General features: G+C 44.0%; 11 protein-coding genes and 2 pseudogenes. 2 read left to right on the top strand and 11 right to left on the bottom strand.

Annotated elements, in window-relative coordinates:
- Window positions 1-10: 10 nt before the first annotated feature.
- From nusA to dnaE, 8 genes and pseudogenes are all read right to left on the bottom strand, one after another.
- Complete coding sequence (nusA, locus tag EP181_RS05985; RefSeq protein ID WP_127470842.1) at window positions 11-1498, bottom strand: transcription termination factor NusA; 1488 nt, start codon at window positions 1496-1498, stop codon at window positions 11-13.
- A 30-nt stretch (window positions 1499-1528) separates the two neighbouring features.
- Window positions 1529-1984 carry a ribosome maturation factor RimP gene (gene rimP, locus EP181_RS05980; protein WP_127470841.1) on the bottom strand — a complete coding sequence of 152 codons (456 nt, stop codon included), beginning with the start codon at window positions 1982-1984 and terminating at the stop codon, window positions 1529-1531.
- A 179-nt stretch (window positions 1985-2163) separates the two neighbouring features.
- Window positions 2164-2814 (bottom strand): 3'-5' exonuclease, encoded by a 651-nt coding sequence (locus EP181_RS05975; RefSeq protein ID WP_127470840.1) that lies wholly within the window; start codon window positions 2812-2814, stop codon window positions 2164-2166.
- Window positions 2814-4138, bottom strand: a pseudogene (locus EP181_RS05965) (putative nucleotidyltransferase substrate binding domain-containing protein). The gene EP181_RS05975 and the pseudogene EP181_RS05965 overlap by 1 nt, the downstream one beginning before the upstream one ends.
- An 894-nt stretch (window positions 4139-5032) precedes the next feature.
- On the bottom strand, window positions 5033-6664 hold the full coding sequence (locus tag EP181_RS05960; protein WP_127470838.1) for a cation acetate symporter: 1632 nt from the start codon (window positions 6662-6664) through the stop codon (window positions 5033-5035).
- Window positions 6661-6969: a DUF485 domain-containing protein gene (locus EP181_RS05955; RefSeq protein ID WP_127470837.1), complete on the bottom strand. Its 309-nt coding sequence runs from the start codon at window positions 6967-6969 to the stop codon at window positions 6661-6663. Before EP181_RS05955 ends, EP181_RS05960 begins: the two co-directional genes overlap by 4 nt.
- A gap of 157 nt (window positions 6970-7126) precedes the next feature.
- A complete protein-coding gene (gene acs / locus EP181_RS05950) occupies window positions 7127-9091 on the bottom strand; it encodes an acetate--CoA ligase (RefSeq protein ID WP_127470836.1) in 1965 nt (654 codons plus the stop codon).
- A 153-nt stretch (window positions 9092-9244) separates the two neighbouring features.
- Complete coding sequence (gene dnaE, locus EP181_RS05945) at window positions 9245-12736, bottom strand: DNA polymerase III subunit alpha (RefSeq protein ID WP_127470835.1); 3492 nt, start codon at window positions 12734-12736, stop codon at window positions 9245-9247.
- 114 nt (window positions 12737-12850) lie between these two features.
- Here dnaE and aat point away from each other — a divergent pair, with 114 nt between their 5' ends.
- Window positions 12851-13648 (top strand): leucyl/phenylalanyl-tRNA--protein transferase, encoded by a 798-nt coding sequence (gene aat, locus EP181_RS05940; RefSeq protein WP_127470834.1) that lies wholly within the window; start codon window positions 12851-12853, stop codon window positions 13646-13648.
- A gap of 346 nt (window positions 13649-13994) precedes the next feature.
- Complete coding sequence (gene infA, locus EP181_RS05935) at window positions 13995-14213, top strand: translation initiation factor IF-1 (protein WP_127470833.1); 219 nt, start codon at window positions 13995-13997, stop codon at window positions 14211-14213.
- Window positions 14214-14340: 127 nt separating this feature from the next.
- Here infA and clpA read toward each other — a convergent pair.
- The 3 genes and pseudogenes from clpA to EP181_RS05920 form a co-directional block, all read right to left on the bottom strand.
- Window positions 14341-16616, bottom strand: a pseudogene (gene clpA, locus EP181_RS05930) (ATP-dependent Clp protease ATP-binding subunit ClpA).
- A gap of 2 nt (window positions 16617-16618) precedes the next feature.
- Window positions 16619-16936, bottom strand: a complete 318-nt coding sequence (gene clpS, locus EP181_RS05925) for an ATP-dependent Clp protease adapter ClpS (RefSeq protein ID WP_127470832.1) — start codon at window positions 16934-16936, stop codon at window positions 16619-16621.
- Between the two features lie 198 nt (window positions 16937-17134).
- On the bottom strand, window positions 17135-18001 hold the full coding sequence (locus EP181_RS05920; RefSeq protein WP_127470831.1) for a DnaJ domain-containing protein: 867 nt from the start codon (window positions 17999-18001) through the stop codon (window positions 17135-17137).
- Window positions 18002-18252: the final 251 nt, after the last annotated feature.

Genomic DNA, 18252 nt, shown 5'->3' with positions numbered 1-18252 from the left:
AAACTCTCCCTTACTCAAACCATGGTGCACGCGCTTTTAAAATAAGCTCACCTGCAGAGGTCTCGTCAATATTAATGTATTCTAGTAATTCATCCGTACCAAGTTCGGCTAAATCTTCTTGGGTAATCACTCCGTGCGTGGCCAATTGTTTGGCCATCTCAGGAGTCATACCTTCTAAATTCAACAAATCGTCAGCAGGTTCGGCTAAAACGGTTTTTTCTTCTGCGGCAATGGCTTGTGTTAACAACGCATCTTTAGCACGTTGCTTAAGTTCGGCGATAATATCTTCGTCAAATCCATCAATTTGCAGCATTTCAGCTGCAGGCACGTACGCCACTTCTTCTAGGGTAGTAAACCCTTCAGAGACAAGCATTTCGGCCATCTCTTCATCCACGTCCAAAGCATTTACAAACACTTCAACCTGATCTTTCGATTCGGTGTCGTGTTTTTCAGACATGGTGGTTTTGGTCATAACATTTAATACCCAGCCTGTTAACTCACTGGCAAGACGAATATTCTGTCCATTTTTACCAATGGCTTGTGATAACTGCTCGTCTTCAACCGCAAGATCCATGGTGTGTTTGTCTTCGTCAACCATGATATTGGTGACTTCAGCGGGTGCCATAGCGTTTATAACAAACTGCGCATCATTGCCATCCCAAATAATAATGTCAATACGCTCGCCTGCCAATTCATTGGTAACGGCTTGCACACGCCCCCCGCGCATACCCACGCAAGCACCTATTGGGTCTAGTCGTGGGTCATTGGCACGAACTGCAATTTTGGCTCTAAAGCCAACATCACGTGCTGCGGCCATGATATCGATTAAATCGTCACCAATTTCGGGAACTTCAATTTTAAACAATTCAATCAGCATTTCTTTACATGCACGTGACATAAACAGTTGTGGGCCACGTGGTCTAAAACCAACTTCTTGTAAATAGGCACGCACACGATCACCAATACGGAAGGTTTCACGACCTACTAATTGATTGCGTGGAATGACAGCATCTACATAATCGCCCATGTCTAAAATAACATCGCCGCGGTCAATACGCTTAACTTGGCCGGTTAAAATTTCGCCCACGCGCTTAGAGTAAACCTCTACGACTTTTTTACGTTCGGCTTCACGAACTTTTTGAATAATGACCTGTTTGGCGGTTTGTGCGCCAATGCGTCCAAAATCAATTGAGTCAATAGGCTCTTCAATAAATTCGCCGACTTCAATATTGGGGTCAATGTCTATTGCATCCATTTCGCGTAAATACCAGCCCACGTTGTCTTCAATGGCGGTGGCGTCGTCAATGACTTCCCAACGACGAAAGGTTTCGTAATTACCGGTATGACGATCGATGTGTACACGCGCATCCAATTCGTCGTCGTGACTTTTTCGGGTGGCGGTGGCAAGCGCAGTTTCGATGGCATCAAAAATAATTTCTTTATCAACGCCTTTTTCGTTTGCCATGATTTCAACAATCGCTAAAATTTCTTTACTCATTATGCACTCACTTTAAATAGGGGTGTTTGATTAAAACTCTGCGACTAAATTCGCTTTATCAATCACGTCAAATGGAATCTCAAACAACTCACCGTCCACTTCTATTTCGATGTGGGACTCGGTTACTTTGAGCATGGGGCCTTTAAAGCGTCTGCGACCTAGTACAGAAATAGCGGTACGAATTTGCACAGTTTTGCCTTCGTAGCGACGATACTGCTCAAGGTTAAAAAGCAAACGCTCCATACCCGGCGAGGACACTTCGAGCATATAGGCGGTTGAAATAGGGTCTTCAACGTCCATAATGGCGCTAATTTGACGACTGATATCGGCACAGTCGTCTACATTAATGCCTTCATCGGGCTTTTCGACGTATATTCTTAAGACAGAATGTCTTCCTGCTGGTAAATATTCACAGCCCCAAAACTCAAAGCCCATTGATTCAATGGTGGGTTTCAAGAGGTTTTCTAATTTTTCTTCTACAGTCACGCAAAGATTCCATTAATTTAACGGTTTTTAATAACAAAAAACCCCGTAAAAACGGGGTTTTTAAAAATTTAAGCAGTCGTTTAAATTGCTTTAAACGCCTCTTAATCAAACTTTTTAAAAAATCTGTCGGCAATATATAGTCTAAAGGCTGTTTTGTCAAGTTTGTCTGTACCTTTAGCCTATGGCTGAAGGTATTTATTGAGTTTTATAAACATTAATGCGGTCATTAGGGCATCGCTAAATGCATCGTGTTGTGCAAAATTTGGAATCTGCAACTGGTTTAGCATTACCTTAAAGCGTAAGTCAATATCGCCTTGATAGACGCCTGGGGACTGCTTGGCCAATTGCTGCGCATAATAGAGTTTGGATACTTCAATTTGAGGATGGGGTAAATTGACACCTAGCCATGGCTTTATCACTTGATTAATCATGGCGACATCAAATTCTAAAAAATACCCTACTAGTGTCGCGCCTTCGATAAACTTTAAAAATTGACTAATGGCTTCCTGTTCGTTCATTACATTGTGATGATGGGTCAAATCCGCATTGCGAATGCGGTGCACTTTAATGCTTTTTGCGTTAATGGGTTGTGATTGCTTAATCCATAAGTTAAGCGCTTGGCTGGTTAAAACCTGGTTATCTTCTATTATTATGGCGCTTAGCGAAATAATCTTGTCTTGTTTAGGGCTGAGTCCGGTGGTTTCGCAATCAAAACACACATAACGCCCCGGTATTGTTGGTGTAAACAGGTGTGTAAATTTAGGATTCTTTAGTTTTTTAAACTGCCAAGAACGCTGTTTTGCCTTTAACCAGGCCTGGACAGTGTGCATTATAAAATATCCTGTATGCTAAATTGTCGTGTCAGGATTTTTTTAAATTGGGTGACTACACCCAATGCTTGTTTTAGCAAATCTTGCTGCAAGTGCGACAAAGCCTGCAGTTCGATGCAATTATCTACTTGACTAGAGTGTATTCCGTGCGCCAATTGATTCAGTTGTGATTCAAGACGCAGTGTATTAAAAAGTTAAGACTTTCGCCTAGTTCAACTCCAAAAGAGGGATCTAAAACGCCTTTGTCCATTAGGGCTTTTATGCGCCAATGGGTGTTAGTCGCGTAAATACCTGACTTTAACGCATAGCAACGTATGCCATGCACAATGGGAAAAATACCGCCTTTTTTAATGTCCATACGTTCGACCCCACTGTTTTTTTGGGTAATTAATCCACCAAAAAAACTCACCGGAGTTTCAAATTGCAAGGCACTCTTAGCAAAGTGCTTTAACAACATTGGCTGTTGTTGCATGCGCAGTCTTAAACGTTGCTTGGCTTTATCCAACAAGCTCTCGTCACCCATAATGGGTTGAGCATCAAAAAAAATGGCCATGTTTATAAAGCTATTGGTATTGGGCTGATCAAACCATTGGTCAATCTGGGCAATAAACGTTCCTATCGGCTGCCGCCATTGCTCATTGGTTACCATAATATTGCCCGAGCAATTTGGAAACCCCAACTCTATTAATGCACCATTAAACACCACAGCAAACTTATCAACTTGCGCACGCTCTTGGTCTAACAAGTCGTTTTGCAATAAAAGTGCATTATCCTGATCGGTGCGAATAAGTTGCTCAAATCGCCCTTCACTGCCCATAACCAACAAACACACTTTTGAATGCAATTCTTGTGGTAAAAACCACTCGGTAAGTTTATAAAACAACTTGCGATGCAATTCACCTACCAGTTTAGCAATGTAGTGCATTTTAATGCCTTTACGATTTAAGCTGGCTATAAGCTGATCCATTTGCAGAGTAACTTGTTTTAAATCCTCAATCGAGCAGGCCTGGTCAATTTTTAACAATGCCAATCCAGATTGATTGGCAAATAAACTCATCAGTTCTTTTTGATGCAAAAACCCCAACCAACCGCTGTCGCTGCGTACAACCAACCGATTAATTTGATGACGCGTCATTTTAAGCAAGGCATTAAACAAATAATCAAACTGATGTACCGTGTACACGGGCTTATTAGCAAGCTCTCCTACCTTTATAAGTTGCGGATTATCTCCACTCGCCAAACTTTTTAGCACTTCGGTGGCGGTGATAATGCCCCATTTTTCTGACGCATCAATTTCTAAAGAATCTAATGCAAACTCGATCATGCACGCGTCGGTATTGGCCGCAACCATAGCTTGTACAGCACTGAGCAAACTGCTGGTTGCGGCCACGCTTACCAGGGGTTGCATTGGGGCAGAGCACACTGTTTCCATCATTACTTCTGTGGATTGTTGAGCTTGTAATTGATTGTGCAAAGCATTAAGTTTATCAACTAAACTGGCGTTAAAATGACTGTTAAATTGAGTATTTTGCTGCATAAGTGTTACAAAAACAGCGCCAGGCATACGATACAAAATAGCCTCTTCCACAATACAATACTGTGCATCAATCGTAGAAACAGCGTGGTTAATTTGACTTTGATGAACGGTATTTTGAGGTTGTGTTGCTTCTAACAACAATTGACGCGCGCCAATAAAACCGCCTACGCTGTAGCGTGCTATAAGCAAATCGCCTACGTTTTCAGCCACAATGCCTTTAATAACGAAATACAACCAGGCCTGGTCAGATGTCTTAGGGTCTTGTAGTTTTAAGGTGTGTCCTGTTACAAAATAAACGACGTCTAAGCTTTCGGCGGCCAATTTTAATTGTGCTGAATCTAAAACATCAAAGGGCGAAATTTGTGCTAAAAACTGCATTTGTTGTTCAAGAGCCATAATTTATCCTTGTGAGATTTCTGCACGAGTGATGTAAAAGAAAAAATACAGAAAATTTTACCTGCGTACGACGCAAAAAAGTCCGATGTAAGATTCATAATTTTACACCCACAAGGCGTGCTTAAAACCATAATCTATTAGCATAAAGGTCTCTTTTTGTGAGGCCTTTGGGCATCAAACAATAAAATTTAATGAAAAAAAAGGGCTGTAAAATACAGCCCTTTTTTATTGTCGCTAGCGTTTAATTTAAACGTTACGAAACCCTTAACATTTTAGTTTTTGGGTTTAATGAGAAGAAGCACCTTCGGCGCCAATCCCAGTTTGTGAACGTATAAATTGTGCATCAAACAAATCGCGTTCAATTTTTGCACGTGGTGAATTGTCCAGTTTAGAGAACAACCAAATACCACCAAACGCAATCGCCACAGTAAACAGCGCTGGGTTTGAGTAAGGCACGATGGCCTCAGCATTCCCCATTACCTTAACCCATACGTTCGGGCTTAACACTACCATGGTAACTGCTGACAACAACCCTAAGGTTCCGCCAATCACTGCACCGCGCGTGGTCATGTCTTTCCAGAACATAGACATAATCAGCACAGGGAACGTCGTTGAGGCGGCAATGGTAAAGGCCAAACCAACCATGTAGGCGATGTTTTGCGTTTGAAAAGCAATACCTAACAAAATAGCCGCAATACCCAAAACAATTGTCGCCACGCGTGAAACGCGCAATTCGTTTTGCTCGGTGGCATTAGGGTTAATTACGTTGGCGTAAATATCGTGCGAAATCGCCGACGCGCCTGCCAAGGTTAAGCCCGCAACTACCGCTAAAATGGTAGCAAATGCAACCGCTGAGATAAAACCTAGGAACAGATCACCACCGACTGCGTGCGCTAAATGCACCGCTGGCATGTTTGCGCCACCAATCATTTTACCGTCAACAAAATAAGCAGGGTTGCCTAAGACAAACGCCACCGCACCCATACCAATAATAAAGGTAAGAATATAGAAGTAGCCAATAAATCCAGTGGCATAAAACACTGATTTGCGCGCTTCTTTAGCATTAGGTACTGTGAAAAAACGCATTAAAATGTGAGGTAAACCTGCTGTACCAAACATTAATGCAATCCCTAAAGAAATAGCACTGATTGGGTCTTTAACCAAGCCACCAACGTACATAATGTCCATGCCTTTGGCATGATTTTCCACCGCGTTCTTAAACAAGGTTTCAAAACTAAACTCAGACAAATACATTACTGCCAACGCCATAAAGGTCGCACCTGACAGCAGCAACACTGCTTTAATAATTTGCACCCAGGTAGTCGCTAACATGCCACCAAAAGTTACATAAGCAATAATCAACAGACCTACAATCACGACTGACGTTTCAAAATCCAAGCCAAATAAAGTTTGAATTAGAGCACCGGCGCCGACCATTTGGGCAATTAAATACAATAAAACAATCGCAATTCCGGCTACGGCCGAAAAGACGCGAATAGGTGTTTGTTGAAAACGAAATGATGCGACATCAGCAAACGTAAATTTTCCTAGATTACGTAAACGCTCCGACATTAAAAACATAATAACCGGCCAACCCACCAAGAAACCGATCGCATAAATTAAACCATCGTAACCACTGGAGTACACCAACGCCGTAATACCTAAAAACGAGGCTGCAGACATGTAATCGCCTGCAATAGCCAATCCGTTTTGAAAACCAGTAATTCCACCGCCTGCAGTATAAAAATCTCTGGCTGTTTTAGTACGCTGCGCCGCCCAATAAGTAATGGCTAAGGTTCCCACAACAAATAAAAGAAACATGATGGTTTTGGGTTGAAATAAACCACCGTCGTCTGCCATAACACTGCTTGAGGCCAACAGTGCCAATAGTCCAGTTGTATAAGAATGTAATTTCATTGTTGAACCTCGTCACGAATTTGCTGTGTTAATTCGTCAAAATCACTGTTGGCTTTACGCACGTAAATTCCAGTGAGTACAAACGCTAATAAGATAATGCCCACACCCAAAGGAAAACCAATGGTCATGTATTCACCCAAAACAACGATTTTAAAAAAATCTGGGTTAAAAGCGATTAACAAAATAAAACCAAAGTAAGCAACTAACATTACAGCGCTCAACAACCAAGCTAAACGTGAACGTTCACGCACTAATCGCCGATATTGCGGTAGAGCGTTAATTTTTTCGACCATGGTGGATTCCATAGTTCTCTCCTCTTTTTGGCCTGTTTTAGACAGGCCTTTGCTTTTATAAAGGTGGCATTTTAGGTGTTTTAAACAGTATCAAAACAGCCAAGCCACCGTATTTATTGAACCGAATACAATCAGTACTTCGACTCAAGAATGGGGTTGTACAAACTGATTACTTAGCACTTTGATTTTGAAATTGCGCCAAAATAGCCGGGTCTTCTAGGGTCGAAGTGTCTTGGGTAATTTCTTCGCCCTTAGCGATAGTACGCAGTAATCGACGCATAATTTTACCCGAACGTGTTTTGGGTAAATTAGTACCAAAACGAATATCATCTGGCTTAGCGATAGGGCCAATTTCTTTAGCCACCCAATTACGCAATTCTAAAATCAATTTTTCGCGCGCTTCACCCACCGGAATATCAACGTTTAACACCACAAATGCCGACACCGCTTCGCCTTTTACATCGTGAGGACGACCCACCACAGCGGCTTCGGCTACTTGTGGGTGTGACACTAATGCGGATTCAATTTCCATGGTTCCTAAACGGTGACCGGATACATTAAGGACATCGTCTACACGACCTAAAATCCAAAAATAGCCATCAGTATCTTGATGCGCGCTGTCGCCTACCACGTAGTAATGCTTGCCTTTAATTGGAAAATAGGTATCAAGATAGCGCTGATTGTCACCCCAAATAGTGCGCAACATAGATGGCCATGGCTTTTTAATCACCAGCAAACCACCCTCGCCTTTGCATAACTCGTTACCTTCTTCGTCCAAAATTCCGGCTTCAATACCGGGTAAGGGTAAGGTGCACGAACCAGGTTTAAGGGGTGTAACAGGAAAAGGCGCAATCATGTGTGCGCCCGTTTCGGTTTGCCACCATGTGTCAATCACTGGGCAACGACCGCCACCAATCACATCGTGATACCACATCCACGCTTCTGGGTTAATGGGCTCACCCACTGTGCCTAAAATACGCAATTTAGAAAGATCGTATTGATTGGGTAAATCGGCACCAAACTTCATTAAAGCGCGAATCGCCGTAGGCGCAGTGTAAAAAACGGTTACGCCATTGTCTTGACATACCTGCCAAAAACGACCCGCGTCTGGATAGGTTGGCACGCCTTCAAACATTAGCATGGTCGCGCCCACTGATAAAGGGCCATATGCCACATAAGTGTGCCCGGTAATCCAGCCTACATCGGCCGTACACCAAAACACATCTTTGTCGTTTAAATCAAACATCCATTCGTTGGTTAAATGTGCATTCAACAAATAACCACCAGTGCTGTGTTGCACCCCTTTAGGTTTGCCTGTTGAACCTGATGTGTAAAGTAAAAATAGAGGATGTTCTGCATTGACCATGACAGGAGTGTGATAGTTGCTCATTCCTGCTTCAGCTTCTAACCAATCCAAGTCGCGTCCCGCTTGCATAGGCACAACATCGTCAGTACGGCGATACACAATTACGTGTTTAACTTGCTCACAACCTTTTGCTAAGGCTTCGTCTACAGCACTTTTTAAAGGAATCGTTTTGCCACCGCGACGACTGCCATTGGTGGTAATGACCATTTTAGCGCCAGCGTCTTCAATACGATCTCGCAGCGCTTCGGATGAGAATCCACCAAATACAATCGAATGTATCGCTCCAATGCGCGCACAAGCTTGCATGGCAATAACCGCCTGGGGAATCATCGGCATGTAAATAATAACGCGATCACCAAGTTTTACGCCTTGGGCGGTTAATGTGTTGGCAAAACGACATACCTGATCATGCAGTTCTTTGTAGGTGTAGTGTTCAACATCCCCGCGATCACCTTCAAATATAATGGCTAATTTATCGCTTTTGGTGTCTAAGTGGCGGTCAATACAGTTGTATGAAACGTTGAGTTCACCATCAGAAAACCACTTGTAATGGGGTGCATTCGAATCGTCTAAACCCACAGTGAATGGCTTTGACCAAACCAATTTTTCTTTGGCCAAACGTGACCAAAATCCGACATTATCGTCTTTGGCTTCTTGACGCATCTGCGCCAACTTTTCTTCATTTATAGCAACACTGCTTTTAATCGCATCACTGGCTTCAAAAACGCGCGTTTCGGTTAGGATGGATTCAATGTTTGGTTTAGACATGCTGTCTCCTGGTTGAATAGGGTTTACAAATTTTGGGCAAGTTTACCACCGCGCGTAAAAATTTAAAGTCGCTAAGGGTAAGTTAAGTCAAAAGAAAGTCAATTTACTTACTTATATGACGAATAAGTTAATTTTAATACGTACTTTAATGCATTATTTTTTAACATCGGCAAACACCACTTCGGGCTGCCAGCCGTGTGCGTGCAACAGTTCTAATAAACTGTCTTCGGGTAAATAAAACACATCCGCTGAGCTTATAAGTTGCGCCGTGGCCTGGTTATTAGTGTAATCCAACACCAATGGCAAGCCTTTTTCGGCTTGATAATCGTTCAGCAAACCTTTAAGTTGCGTAATTTTATCGCTGTGTAAACTGTGCTGATGCGCGGTTAATTTAATGGCGCGAGCCTTCTCAATTCGCGCTTCGGCCAAGCTGATGATCTGTTCGGCGTCCATTTTAATGCCGCCGTTAAAATTATCCTCACTGACTTCACCAAACACCATCACCACGGTATCAACCTTAACGGACTCTTTAATCGATTCATACACCGCCGGACGCATCACAATGTCAAGCCGCGCGGTTTTATCGTCAATGACCGCAAACCCCATGCGCGAGCCGCTTTTGGTGGTTTTATTGCGCAACTCCATCACCAAGCCTGCGACCCATTTCTTTTGCCATTTTTCGGGACGCAACCCACTTAAACTTCCACCCACCAAGTGTTCTAGCTCTTTTTTGTACAAATCAATGGGGTGACCGGTCATGTACAATCCCAAGGTCTCTTTTTCACCTTTAAGACGCAGTTTTTCGGGCATTTCGGGCACGTCTAATAACTGAGTGCCGCCCACCGCCTCGACCGACAAACTGTCGCCAAACAGATCGTCTTGTCCAAACTGTTGATTTTTTTGTTGCTGCTCGGCCTGGCGCAACGCCATTGGAATGCTCTCTAACATAGCGTTGCGATTGGGGTGCAGGTTGTCAAATGCGCCGGAGCGCACCAACGCCTCGAGCACACGGCGATTGACCTTGCGGCTGACGCGCAAGCAAAAATCAAATAAATCCACAAACGCACCGTGGGCGTTACGCTCTTCAATCACCCCTTCTAACGCCGCGCCGCCGACACCTTTAATGCCGCCCAAACCGTAATTTACCGTGCGCTCACCATAGGGTTTAAAGTGAATTTGCGCGGTATTAATGTTGGGCGGCAATACGTTTAATCCCATTGCGTAACATTCATTGACCATGTGCACCACTTTTTCGGTGTTGTCCATGTCGGACGAAATTTGCGCGGCCATAAACTCGGCTGGGTAATGGGTTTTTAACCATGCCGATTGATACGACACCAAGGCATACGCCGCCGAGTGCGACTTGTTAAATCCGTAACCGGCAAATTTTTCAACCAAGTCAAAGATTTTCATTGCCAAGTCGCCATCGACACCAATGGAAATAGCACCTTCTTTAAAAATGGAGCGTTGCTTAGCCATCTCTTCGGGCTGTTTTTTACCCATCGCTCGGCGCAACATATCGGCTCCACCCAAGGTGTAAGCGGCCAAAACTTGCGCAATTTGCATAACCTGCTCTTGGTACAAAATAACCCCGTAAGTGGGTTCTAAAATCGGTTGCAGCGAGGTATGTTGATATTGTGCATCGGGATACGAGACTTTTTCGCGACCGTGTTTACGGGCAATAAAGTTATCGACCATGCCCGACTCCAGTGGCCCGGGTCGAAACAAGGCCACCAACGCAATAATGTCTTCAAAACAGTCTGGGCGCAGCCGCACAATCAAGCTTTGCATGCCGCTGGACTCTAACTGAAAGACTCCGGTGGTTTTGCCCGTCTTAATTAAATCAAACGTTGGTGGGTCAATAAGCGGAATGCGTGCAATGTCGACAAAGCCCTGGTCACCGGGCAGCTTGCCCACGTTAATCGACTGCAACGCCCAATCAATAATGGTCAGTGTTCGCAAACCCAAAAAGTCAAACTTGACCAGGCCTGCGTACTCCACATCGTTTTTATCCAGTTGCGTAACCACACTCGAACCATCGGGGTCGCACAGCAAAGGGCAAAACTGATCCAGTGGTTTAGAACCAATCACCACGCCGCCGGCGTGCTTACCGGTGTTACGCACAGTGCCTTCAAGTTTTAACGCCAATTCAAGCAATTGCCGCGCGTCATCGTCGTTGTCGTATTTGGCTTGCAGCTCTTCTTCTTTGTCTAGCGCGTCTTTGAGCTTAATGCCCAGTTCGTTTGGCACTAATTTAGCAATGCCGTCTACCACGCCATAGCCTAAACCCAGCACGCGTCCCACATCGCGCACTACGGCTTTAGCGGCCATGGTGCCATAAGTCACAATTTGCGAAACGTGATCACGGCCATAATGATTAGAGACGTAATCAATCACTTCGTCGCGGCGATCCATGCAAAAATCCACGTCAAAGTCGGGCATGGAGACACGTTCGGGATTTAAAAAACGCTCAAACAGAAGGTCGTATTCAATGGGGTCTAAATCGGTGATTTTAAGCGCGTACGCCACCAGCGAACCCGCACCCGAGCCTCGACCAGGCCCGACTGGAATTTGATGATTTTTGCCCCATTGAATAAAATCAGCCACGATTAAAAAGTACCCTGGAAAACCCATTTGCAAAATAATTTTGAGCTCAAACTCAATACGCTCGTAATAGTGCGCGCGTTTAAAGGCAAACTCTTCGGCCGACAAGTGCCCAAATAAAAACGTCAAGCGTTCGTCCAAACCTTTGTGGCTCTCTTGAATAAAAAACTCGGCTTCGGTTAAGCCTTTTGGCACCGGAAATTCGGGTAAAAAATACTCGCCTAACGTTAAACTTAAACTGCATCGTTTGGCGATTTCAACGGTGTTAATAATGGCTTCAGGAATGTCGGAAAACAGCTCAAACATCTCTTGGCTGGTTCTGAAATATTGTTCTTCCGAATAGCGTTTAGGACGACTTTGATCATCCAACACATACCCGTCGTGAATGCAGGTGCGCACTTCATGCGCCTCAAAATCGTCTGTTTTGGCAAACCGTACATCGTTTGTGGCCACCACGGGCAAATCATAGCGCAGAGCCAAATCCAAAGCGTGCTCTATGTAAAGTTCTTCATGATCACGACCCGTGCGAATCAATTCCAAATAAAAGCGATCGGCAAAATAGGTTTGCCACCACTGCACCCGACTGTCGACCAGCTCGGGCTTTTGCCCGACCAGTGCGTTGCCAATATCACCCTCGCGACCGGCTGACAGCGCCAATAACCCACCATTAAACTCAGCCAACCACTCGCGTTTGATCAGCGCGACCGTTTTATTATTGAGCAGCTTTTGGTTTTTAAGATAACTTTGCGAAATTAAGTGCGATAAATTTAGATAGCCTTGTGTGTTTTGACACAATAAAACCGCATGAAACACCTCGCCGCTGACATCTTCAATACGAACATCTGCACCAATAATGGGCTTAAGCCCCGCACCATTGGAGGCACTGTAAAACTTAATTAAGGCAAATAGATTGTTAAAATCGGTTAAGGCTAACGCTGGCTGGTGACTTTCTTTGGCCAAATTAACCATGGGTTTTATGCCCAGGGTACTGTCGGCAATCGAATATTCAGAGTGAACGTGCAAGTGTACAAATTGAGTCATGAGGAGGCTATCGCATAATTTTAAGGCTGTTAGAATGTGTGGTATTCTAACGCCTTATTATGGTTTTACACGATAAATTACGCCTCAACTCATAATGGTTTCAAAACGCTCGCAATGAAAAATACCCCGAAAAACACCCCCTTTTGGCTTGACCCGCAACCGGTTTTATTTCCACCCAGTCATTTGGCGCTCACCGAGCCTAATGGTTTATTGGCTGTGGGCGGAGACCTAACCCCAGAATGGCTTTTACACGCTTACAGCAAAGGTTTGTTTCCTTGGTTTAACGCAGACGAACCTGTTTTATGGTGGACACCTAACCCACGCAGTGTGTTGTTTATGAACGAGTTAAAAATTCATAAAAGTCTGCAAAAAACTCTAGTGCGAATCGAAGACAACGAGAACCTTACGGTTACGTTTGATCAAGCCTTTACTCAAGTGATGCAGGCCTGTTCAAACGCACCCAGGCCTGGTCAAAATGGTACATGGATTACCCCGAAAATGATTGCCGCATACTCTAGTCTGCATCAGTCTGGTCACGCACATTCGGTTGAAGTGTGGCAAGGCGATGAATTGGTGGGTGGTGTCTACGGCGTAGCATTGGGCAAAATGTTTTATGGTGAATCCATGTTTGCTAACGTGCGTGATGCGTCTAAAATTGGTTTAGTGGCGTTGTGTATGCATTTAAAACAATGGGGTTTTAGCTTACTTGACACTCAAGTAGAAACCCCTCACCTTAAAAGTTTGGGCGCACGCTCTATTCCACGTACTGAATTTGAACAATATTTAAACACGCAAATTCAAATGGCGTTTCCGGCACACGCTTGGCAAGTGAGTCCAGACTGGTTTAATTGGGTGGATTATTACGTGTATGAGCAAAAGCATGCGCCATCAAATACCTTGCAACCGATTTGATGAGTCAATATAAAAAATTCTTACAAAACATAACTTAAAGAGACCTTTGCACGTGTGGATATACGGCCAAAAATGGTTAAAACTTTCCTGCTTTTCGTTGGAAAACTTGTGAATAGCCAGCTATTCACTGCGTTTCCCGCCTCAATCAGGTAAATGTTTCCTCATTTTTTTCTCGCACCCCACTCGTGCAAAGGTCTCTAAAAAATATCTAAAGAAACAGTAAAAAAACATCTTTAACCCACTTTACACGACATAAAAAATATATTTGAATTCAATCAATTAACTTTGGTATAATCCGCGCACATTTTTAAAGTGCTTTATACAAAAAAAGGGTCTATACAAGCTTATGTCAAAACAAGATGTCATTGAATTTGAAGGTGTGGTTTTAGAAACGCTGCCTAACACAATGTTTAAAGTGGAACTGGAAAACGGCCATAAAATTTTGGCGCACATTTCTGGTCGCATGCGTAAAAACTATATCCGAATTCTAGCCGGTGACGCTGTTAAGGTTGAACTTACACCTTACGACTTAACCAAGGGACGCATTACTTATCGCGGTAAGTAACGCACCACAAGCCATTTACGGCTATTAACGGTAAAGGTAAATAAGCGTTTAAGTTCACACACTGTCTACGCTCGTTAAACCCTAATAAACCCCCTTAACAACTCGTTGTTAAGGGGGTTTTGGCTTTTTAGGCCTGCTTATTACCTGTCTTATTAGACTTATTATTGGATGCCGTTACGCCAAACGTCAATGCATCGTCTTTGCAATCAATGATGACCACTCCACCGTGCTGTAAATCACCAAACAACAATTTATCCGCTAGCGGTTGTTTTACCTTCTCTTGAATCAAACGACTCATTGGACGCGCACCCATTAACGGATCGTAGCCATGTTGCGCTAACCAGGCACGTGCGGCATCGGTTACGGTTAAGGTGACTTTTTTATCGGCCAAAGTATTTTCAAGCGCATAAATAAACTTATTCACCACCGAAGCCATCGAATCTTGTGACAAACGATTAAACTGAATCACGCCGTCTAAGCGATTTCTAAACTCGGGGCTAAAGACTTTTTTAAGCTCGCCTTCAAAATCTTGAGTGTGATCTTGCACACTAAACCCCATGCTGGATCGCGCTATTTGTTGAGCGCCCACATTACTGGTCATAATTAAAATAATGTTTCTAAAATCAGCTTTACGGCCATTGTTGTCGGTGAGCGTGCCGTGATCCATCACTTGCAATAAAATATTAAACACATCAGGATGTGCTTTTTCAATTTCGTCTAACAACACTACAGCGTGCGGTTGTTTATTAACCGCTTCGGTCAATAAGCCGCCTTGATCAAACCCAACGTATCCAGGTGGCGCGCCAATCAAACGCGAAACAGTATGACGCTCCATGTATTCGGACATGTCAAAGCGCAGCATCTCTACCCCTAAGTGAAGAGCCAACTGTTGCGATAGCTCTGTTTTTCCGACCCCCGTTGGTCCAGAAAATAAAAAGAACCGGTGGGTTTATTGGTGTCGCCCAAACCGGAACGCGCTAATTTAATGGCCGACGTTAACTGTTCTACCGCATGATCTTGCCCAAACACCACGCGTTTTAAGCTCGCGCCCAGGTCTTGTAATTTGTCTTTTTCTTTTTGGGTAATTTGCGACACGGGAATGCGCGCAATGCTGGCAATAACCTGCTGAATTTCGGGCACACCAATCTGTTTTTTACGCTTACTGGCCACGGCTAAGGCTTGCTTTGCACCGGCTTCATCAATGACATCAATGGCTTTATCGGGCAAATGACGATCGGTTAAATAACGCGCCGACAACGCCACCGCTTCTTTTAACGCGGGCAAGGTGTATTTAACGTTGTGATGTGCCTCGTATTTGTCTTTTAAACCTTTTAAAATCTCAAACGCCTCGTGAACCGTTGGCTCTTTCACATCGACTTTTTGAAAACGTCGCGCTAAAGCACGGTCTTTTTCAAACACACCGCGATACTCTTCGTAGGTGGTCGCACCAATGCACCTAATTTTGCCCGACGACAATCCAGGCTTCATTAAATTAGAAGCGTCCATCGCCCCACCCTGCACCGCACCCGCGCCAATAACGGTATGAATTTCATCAATAAACAAAATGCCGTGCGGCTGATTTTCAAGCTCGTTTAGCAATGCCTTAAAGCGCTTTTCAAAATCGCCCCGATAGCGCGTTCCGGCTAAAAGCGCGCCCATGTCTAGGCTGTAAACCACCGCATTGGCCAGCTGCTCGGGTACTTTGTTGTGAACAATTTGATACGCTAAGCCTTCGGCCACCGCCGTTTTGCCTACGCCAGGCTCTCCCACCAATAATGGGTTATTTTTTCGCCGACGGCTGAGTATTTCTAGGGTGCGATTTAGCTCCCAATCGCGTCCAATAATAGGGTCAATGCGTCCCTTCACCACTTCTTCGTTTAGGTTGGTGGTGTAGGCTTCAAGAGGATTTTTTTGCGCGGCCTCGCCCGCATCACTTTGCGCCGAATCTTGGCCGCTGGCTGGGTTGTAAGAATCCGCTTCGTTGGTGGTGACACCGTGCGAAATGTAACTGAGCACGTCGACCCGCTCTACTCCGTGACTTTCTAACAAAAAGACCGCTTGCGAATCTTGTTCGGCAAACAATGATGCTAAAACGTGTACCCCAGTCACTTCAGGGTAACCGTTTGATTGCACTAAATAAATCGCGCGTTCAATCACTCGCTGAAAGCCCATCGAGGGTTGTAAGTCAGCGGTTTTGTGCACAGGCATTTCGGTTTCTAAAAAGTGCTCTAAGCCGGTTTCAATGTCGGCCACAGTGGCATTGCATGCTTTAATAACCTCTTGAACCGCGGGTATGCCCAACAGTTCAAGCAACAGGTGCTCAAGTGTTACAAATTCGTGTTCGTACTCGTGCGCCACACTAAACGCGTTGCTTAAGGTGAGTTGTAACTCTTTGCTTAACATGGTCAGACTACCTCTAATTGACACATTAATGGGTGCTTGTGCGCGCGTGAAAACTGATTGACTTGCTGTACTTTCATCTCGGCCACTTCTCGGCTAAACACACCGCAGACCCCTTTGCCATCATGATGCACGGCTAACATAATGGCATGGGCTTTTTGCTCGTCCATACCAAAAAACTCTTGCAAAACCAGCACCACAAATTCCATGGGCGTAAAGTCGTCATTTAACAGTATTACTTGGTAGCGTTTAGGGCGCTTTAACTTGGGCTTGGCAGTGTCGAGCAGTGTGTTACCGTCGTCGTAATCTGGAGCGTGTGGCATGGTTATAACTTCTTTAATCAATTTCGTTAAAACAGGGGGTTAATAAAATATATCCACCAAAAGACAATAAAGGTCTCATAAAATAGAAAAGCTTTTAATTTTTTTAAATTTTAAGGCGTAATCATTGATGTGTTATAGCGACGTAATGGCATGGTTTCAAGACATGTATCTAACCAGGCCTGGTCACAATTGCAACGCCTAGCGAACAACTAATCTTGCATACAAATGCCCCGCCTGAAATCGAGCATCGCCAGGTAAACCCATATTAGGTACTTTAATAACCTGATTGGATGCAAAATCAGTAGAAACTAGCACACTAAAATGGCCGCTTGGCGCATCCAGCATTAATGATTTTCCAACGGTTAACTGTTCATATTCCACGTAAAAAACACCGTGAATATCAGCCCCTTTTAATTCATAGCGAAGGGTGTCGAGCTTAATATTAAAACGCACTAAATAATCACCTGACGTGCCGCCAAATAATCCACTGTAACCTTTGCCGGCGATTCTAAAGGTTTTGCCTTCAAAGGCCTCACGGGTAAATTTCATGTTAATTTTTAATCCTGGAATGTAAAAAAATCCAAGTTTAAGTAGGCGTATTGCATAACGTAGAGTTAATGGATAAGTAATTAAGCGATTTTTGCCGTTTAATGGTTTTTGACCCCGACCGGCATTATGCCACGAAAACTCAGTGTTTTTGGCATGGTGCGAGCCGGACTCTTCACAGGATTTTTTAGACGCGGTATGCGCGGTGTGCTCTTTTTTAGCAAACTGAGCGCTTCTAGCAGCTCTGGCAGTTTGCGCAGCATGCATTGCCTGTTGCTGTCGACGTGCCAATTCAAAATCTTGACAATACGTCTTACGATGCTTAGTTAAGACCTCATAGGCATGAGCAATTTCTTGAAATTTAGTCGTTGCGTCAACTATTTTAGACACATCTGGGTGATAGCGTCGCGCCATTTTGCGGTACGCTAATTTAACCGATTGTTGACAGGCACCTTGGTGCACTCCCAATACGGCAAAATAGTCCATTAATGGGTCGTATAAAGCGTTAAAGGAAGACATTGAGTCGCGTCATGGCCTATAAATCACCAACAATAAATAAGCCGCTATTTTATACACATTAACCCCATTGCACGAGTGGGCGGGGCGATAAAATCGGTAAAAAGGTTAAGTTTTAGTTATTTGGCTTGGCGGTCTGGTTGAATAAAGCCGCCGTTTAGTGGTTAAAATTGGCATAATACGCTCGTAATTTATAAAGAGACCTTTGCACAAGTGACCGCCTCAAACGAAGAGCTTGGCGAAAAGCCAAGAAT

The sequence above is a fragment of the Thiomicrorhabdus aquaedulcis genome, assembly GCF_004001325.1.
GTDB lineage: Bacteria > Pseudomonadota > Gammaproteobacteria > Thiomicrospirales > Thiomicrospiraceae > Thiomicrorhabdus > Thiomicrorhabdus aquaedulcis.
This window is presented reverse-complemented; position numbering and strand designations above follow the sequence as displayed.

Excerpts from the sequence above, each read along its gene's own strand:
- nusA (WP_127470842.1), bottom strand. The coding sequence starts at position 1,498 with ATGAGTAAAGAAATTTTAGCGATTGTTGAAATCATGGCAAACGAAAAA.
- EP181_RS05975 (WP_127470840.1), bottom strand. The coding sequence starts at position 2,814 with ATGCACACTGTCCAGGCCTGGTTAAAGGCAAAACAGCGTTCTTGGCAG.
- EP181_RS05960 (WP_127470838.1), bottom strand. The coding sequence starts at position 6,664 with ATGAAATTACATTCTTATACAACTGGACTATTGGCACTGTTGGCCTCA.
- EP181_RS05955 (WP_127470837.1), bottom strand. The coding sequence starts at position 6,969 with ATGGAATCCACCATGGTCGAAAAAATTAACGCTCTACCGCAATATCGG.
- acs (WP_127470836.1), bottom strand. The coding sequence starts at position 9,091 with ATGTCTAAACCAAACATTGAATCCATCCTAACCGAAACGCGCGTTTTT.
- dnaE (WP_127470835.1), bottom strand. The coding sequence starts at position 12,736 with ATGACTCAATTTGTACACTTGCACGTTCACTCTGAATATTCGATTGCC.
- aat (WP_127470834.1), top strand. The coding sequence starts at position 12,851 with ATGAAAAATACCCCGAAAAACACCCCCTTTTGGCTTGACCCGCAACCG.
- infA (WP_127470833.1), top strand. The coding sequence starts at position 13,995 with ATGTCAAAACAAGATGTCATTGAATTTGAAGGTGTGGTTTTAGAAACG.
- clpS (WP_127470832.1), bottom strand. The coding sequence starts at position 16,936 with ATGCCACACGCTCCAGATTACGACGACGGTAACACACTGCTCGACACT.
- EP181_RS05920 (WP_127470831.1), bottom strand. The coding sequence starts at position 18,001 with ATGTCTTCCTTTAACGCTTTATACGACCCATTAATGGACTATTTTGCC.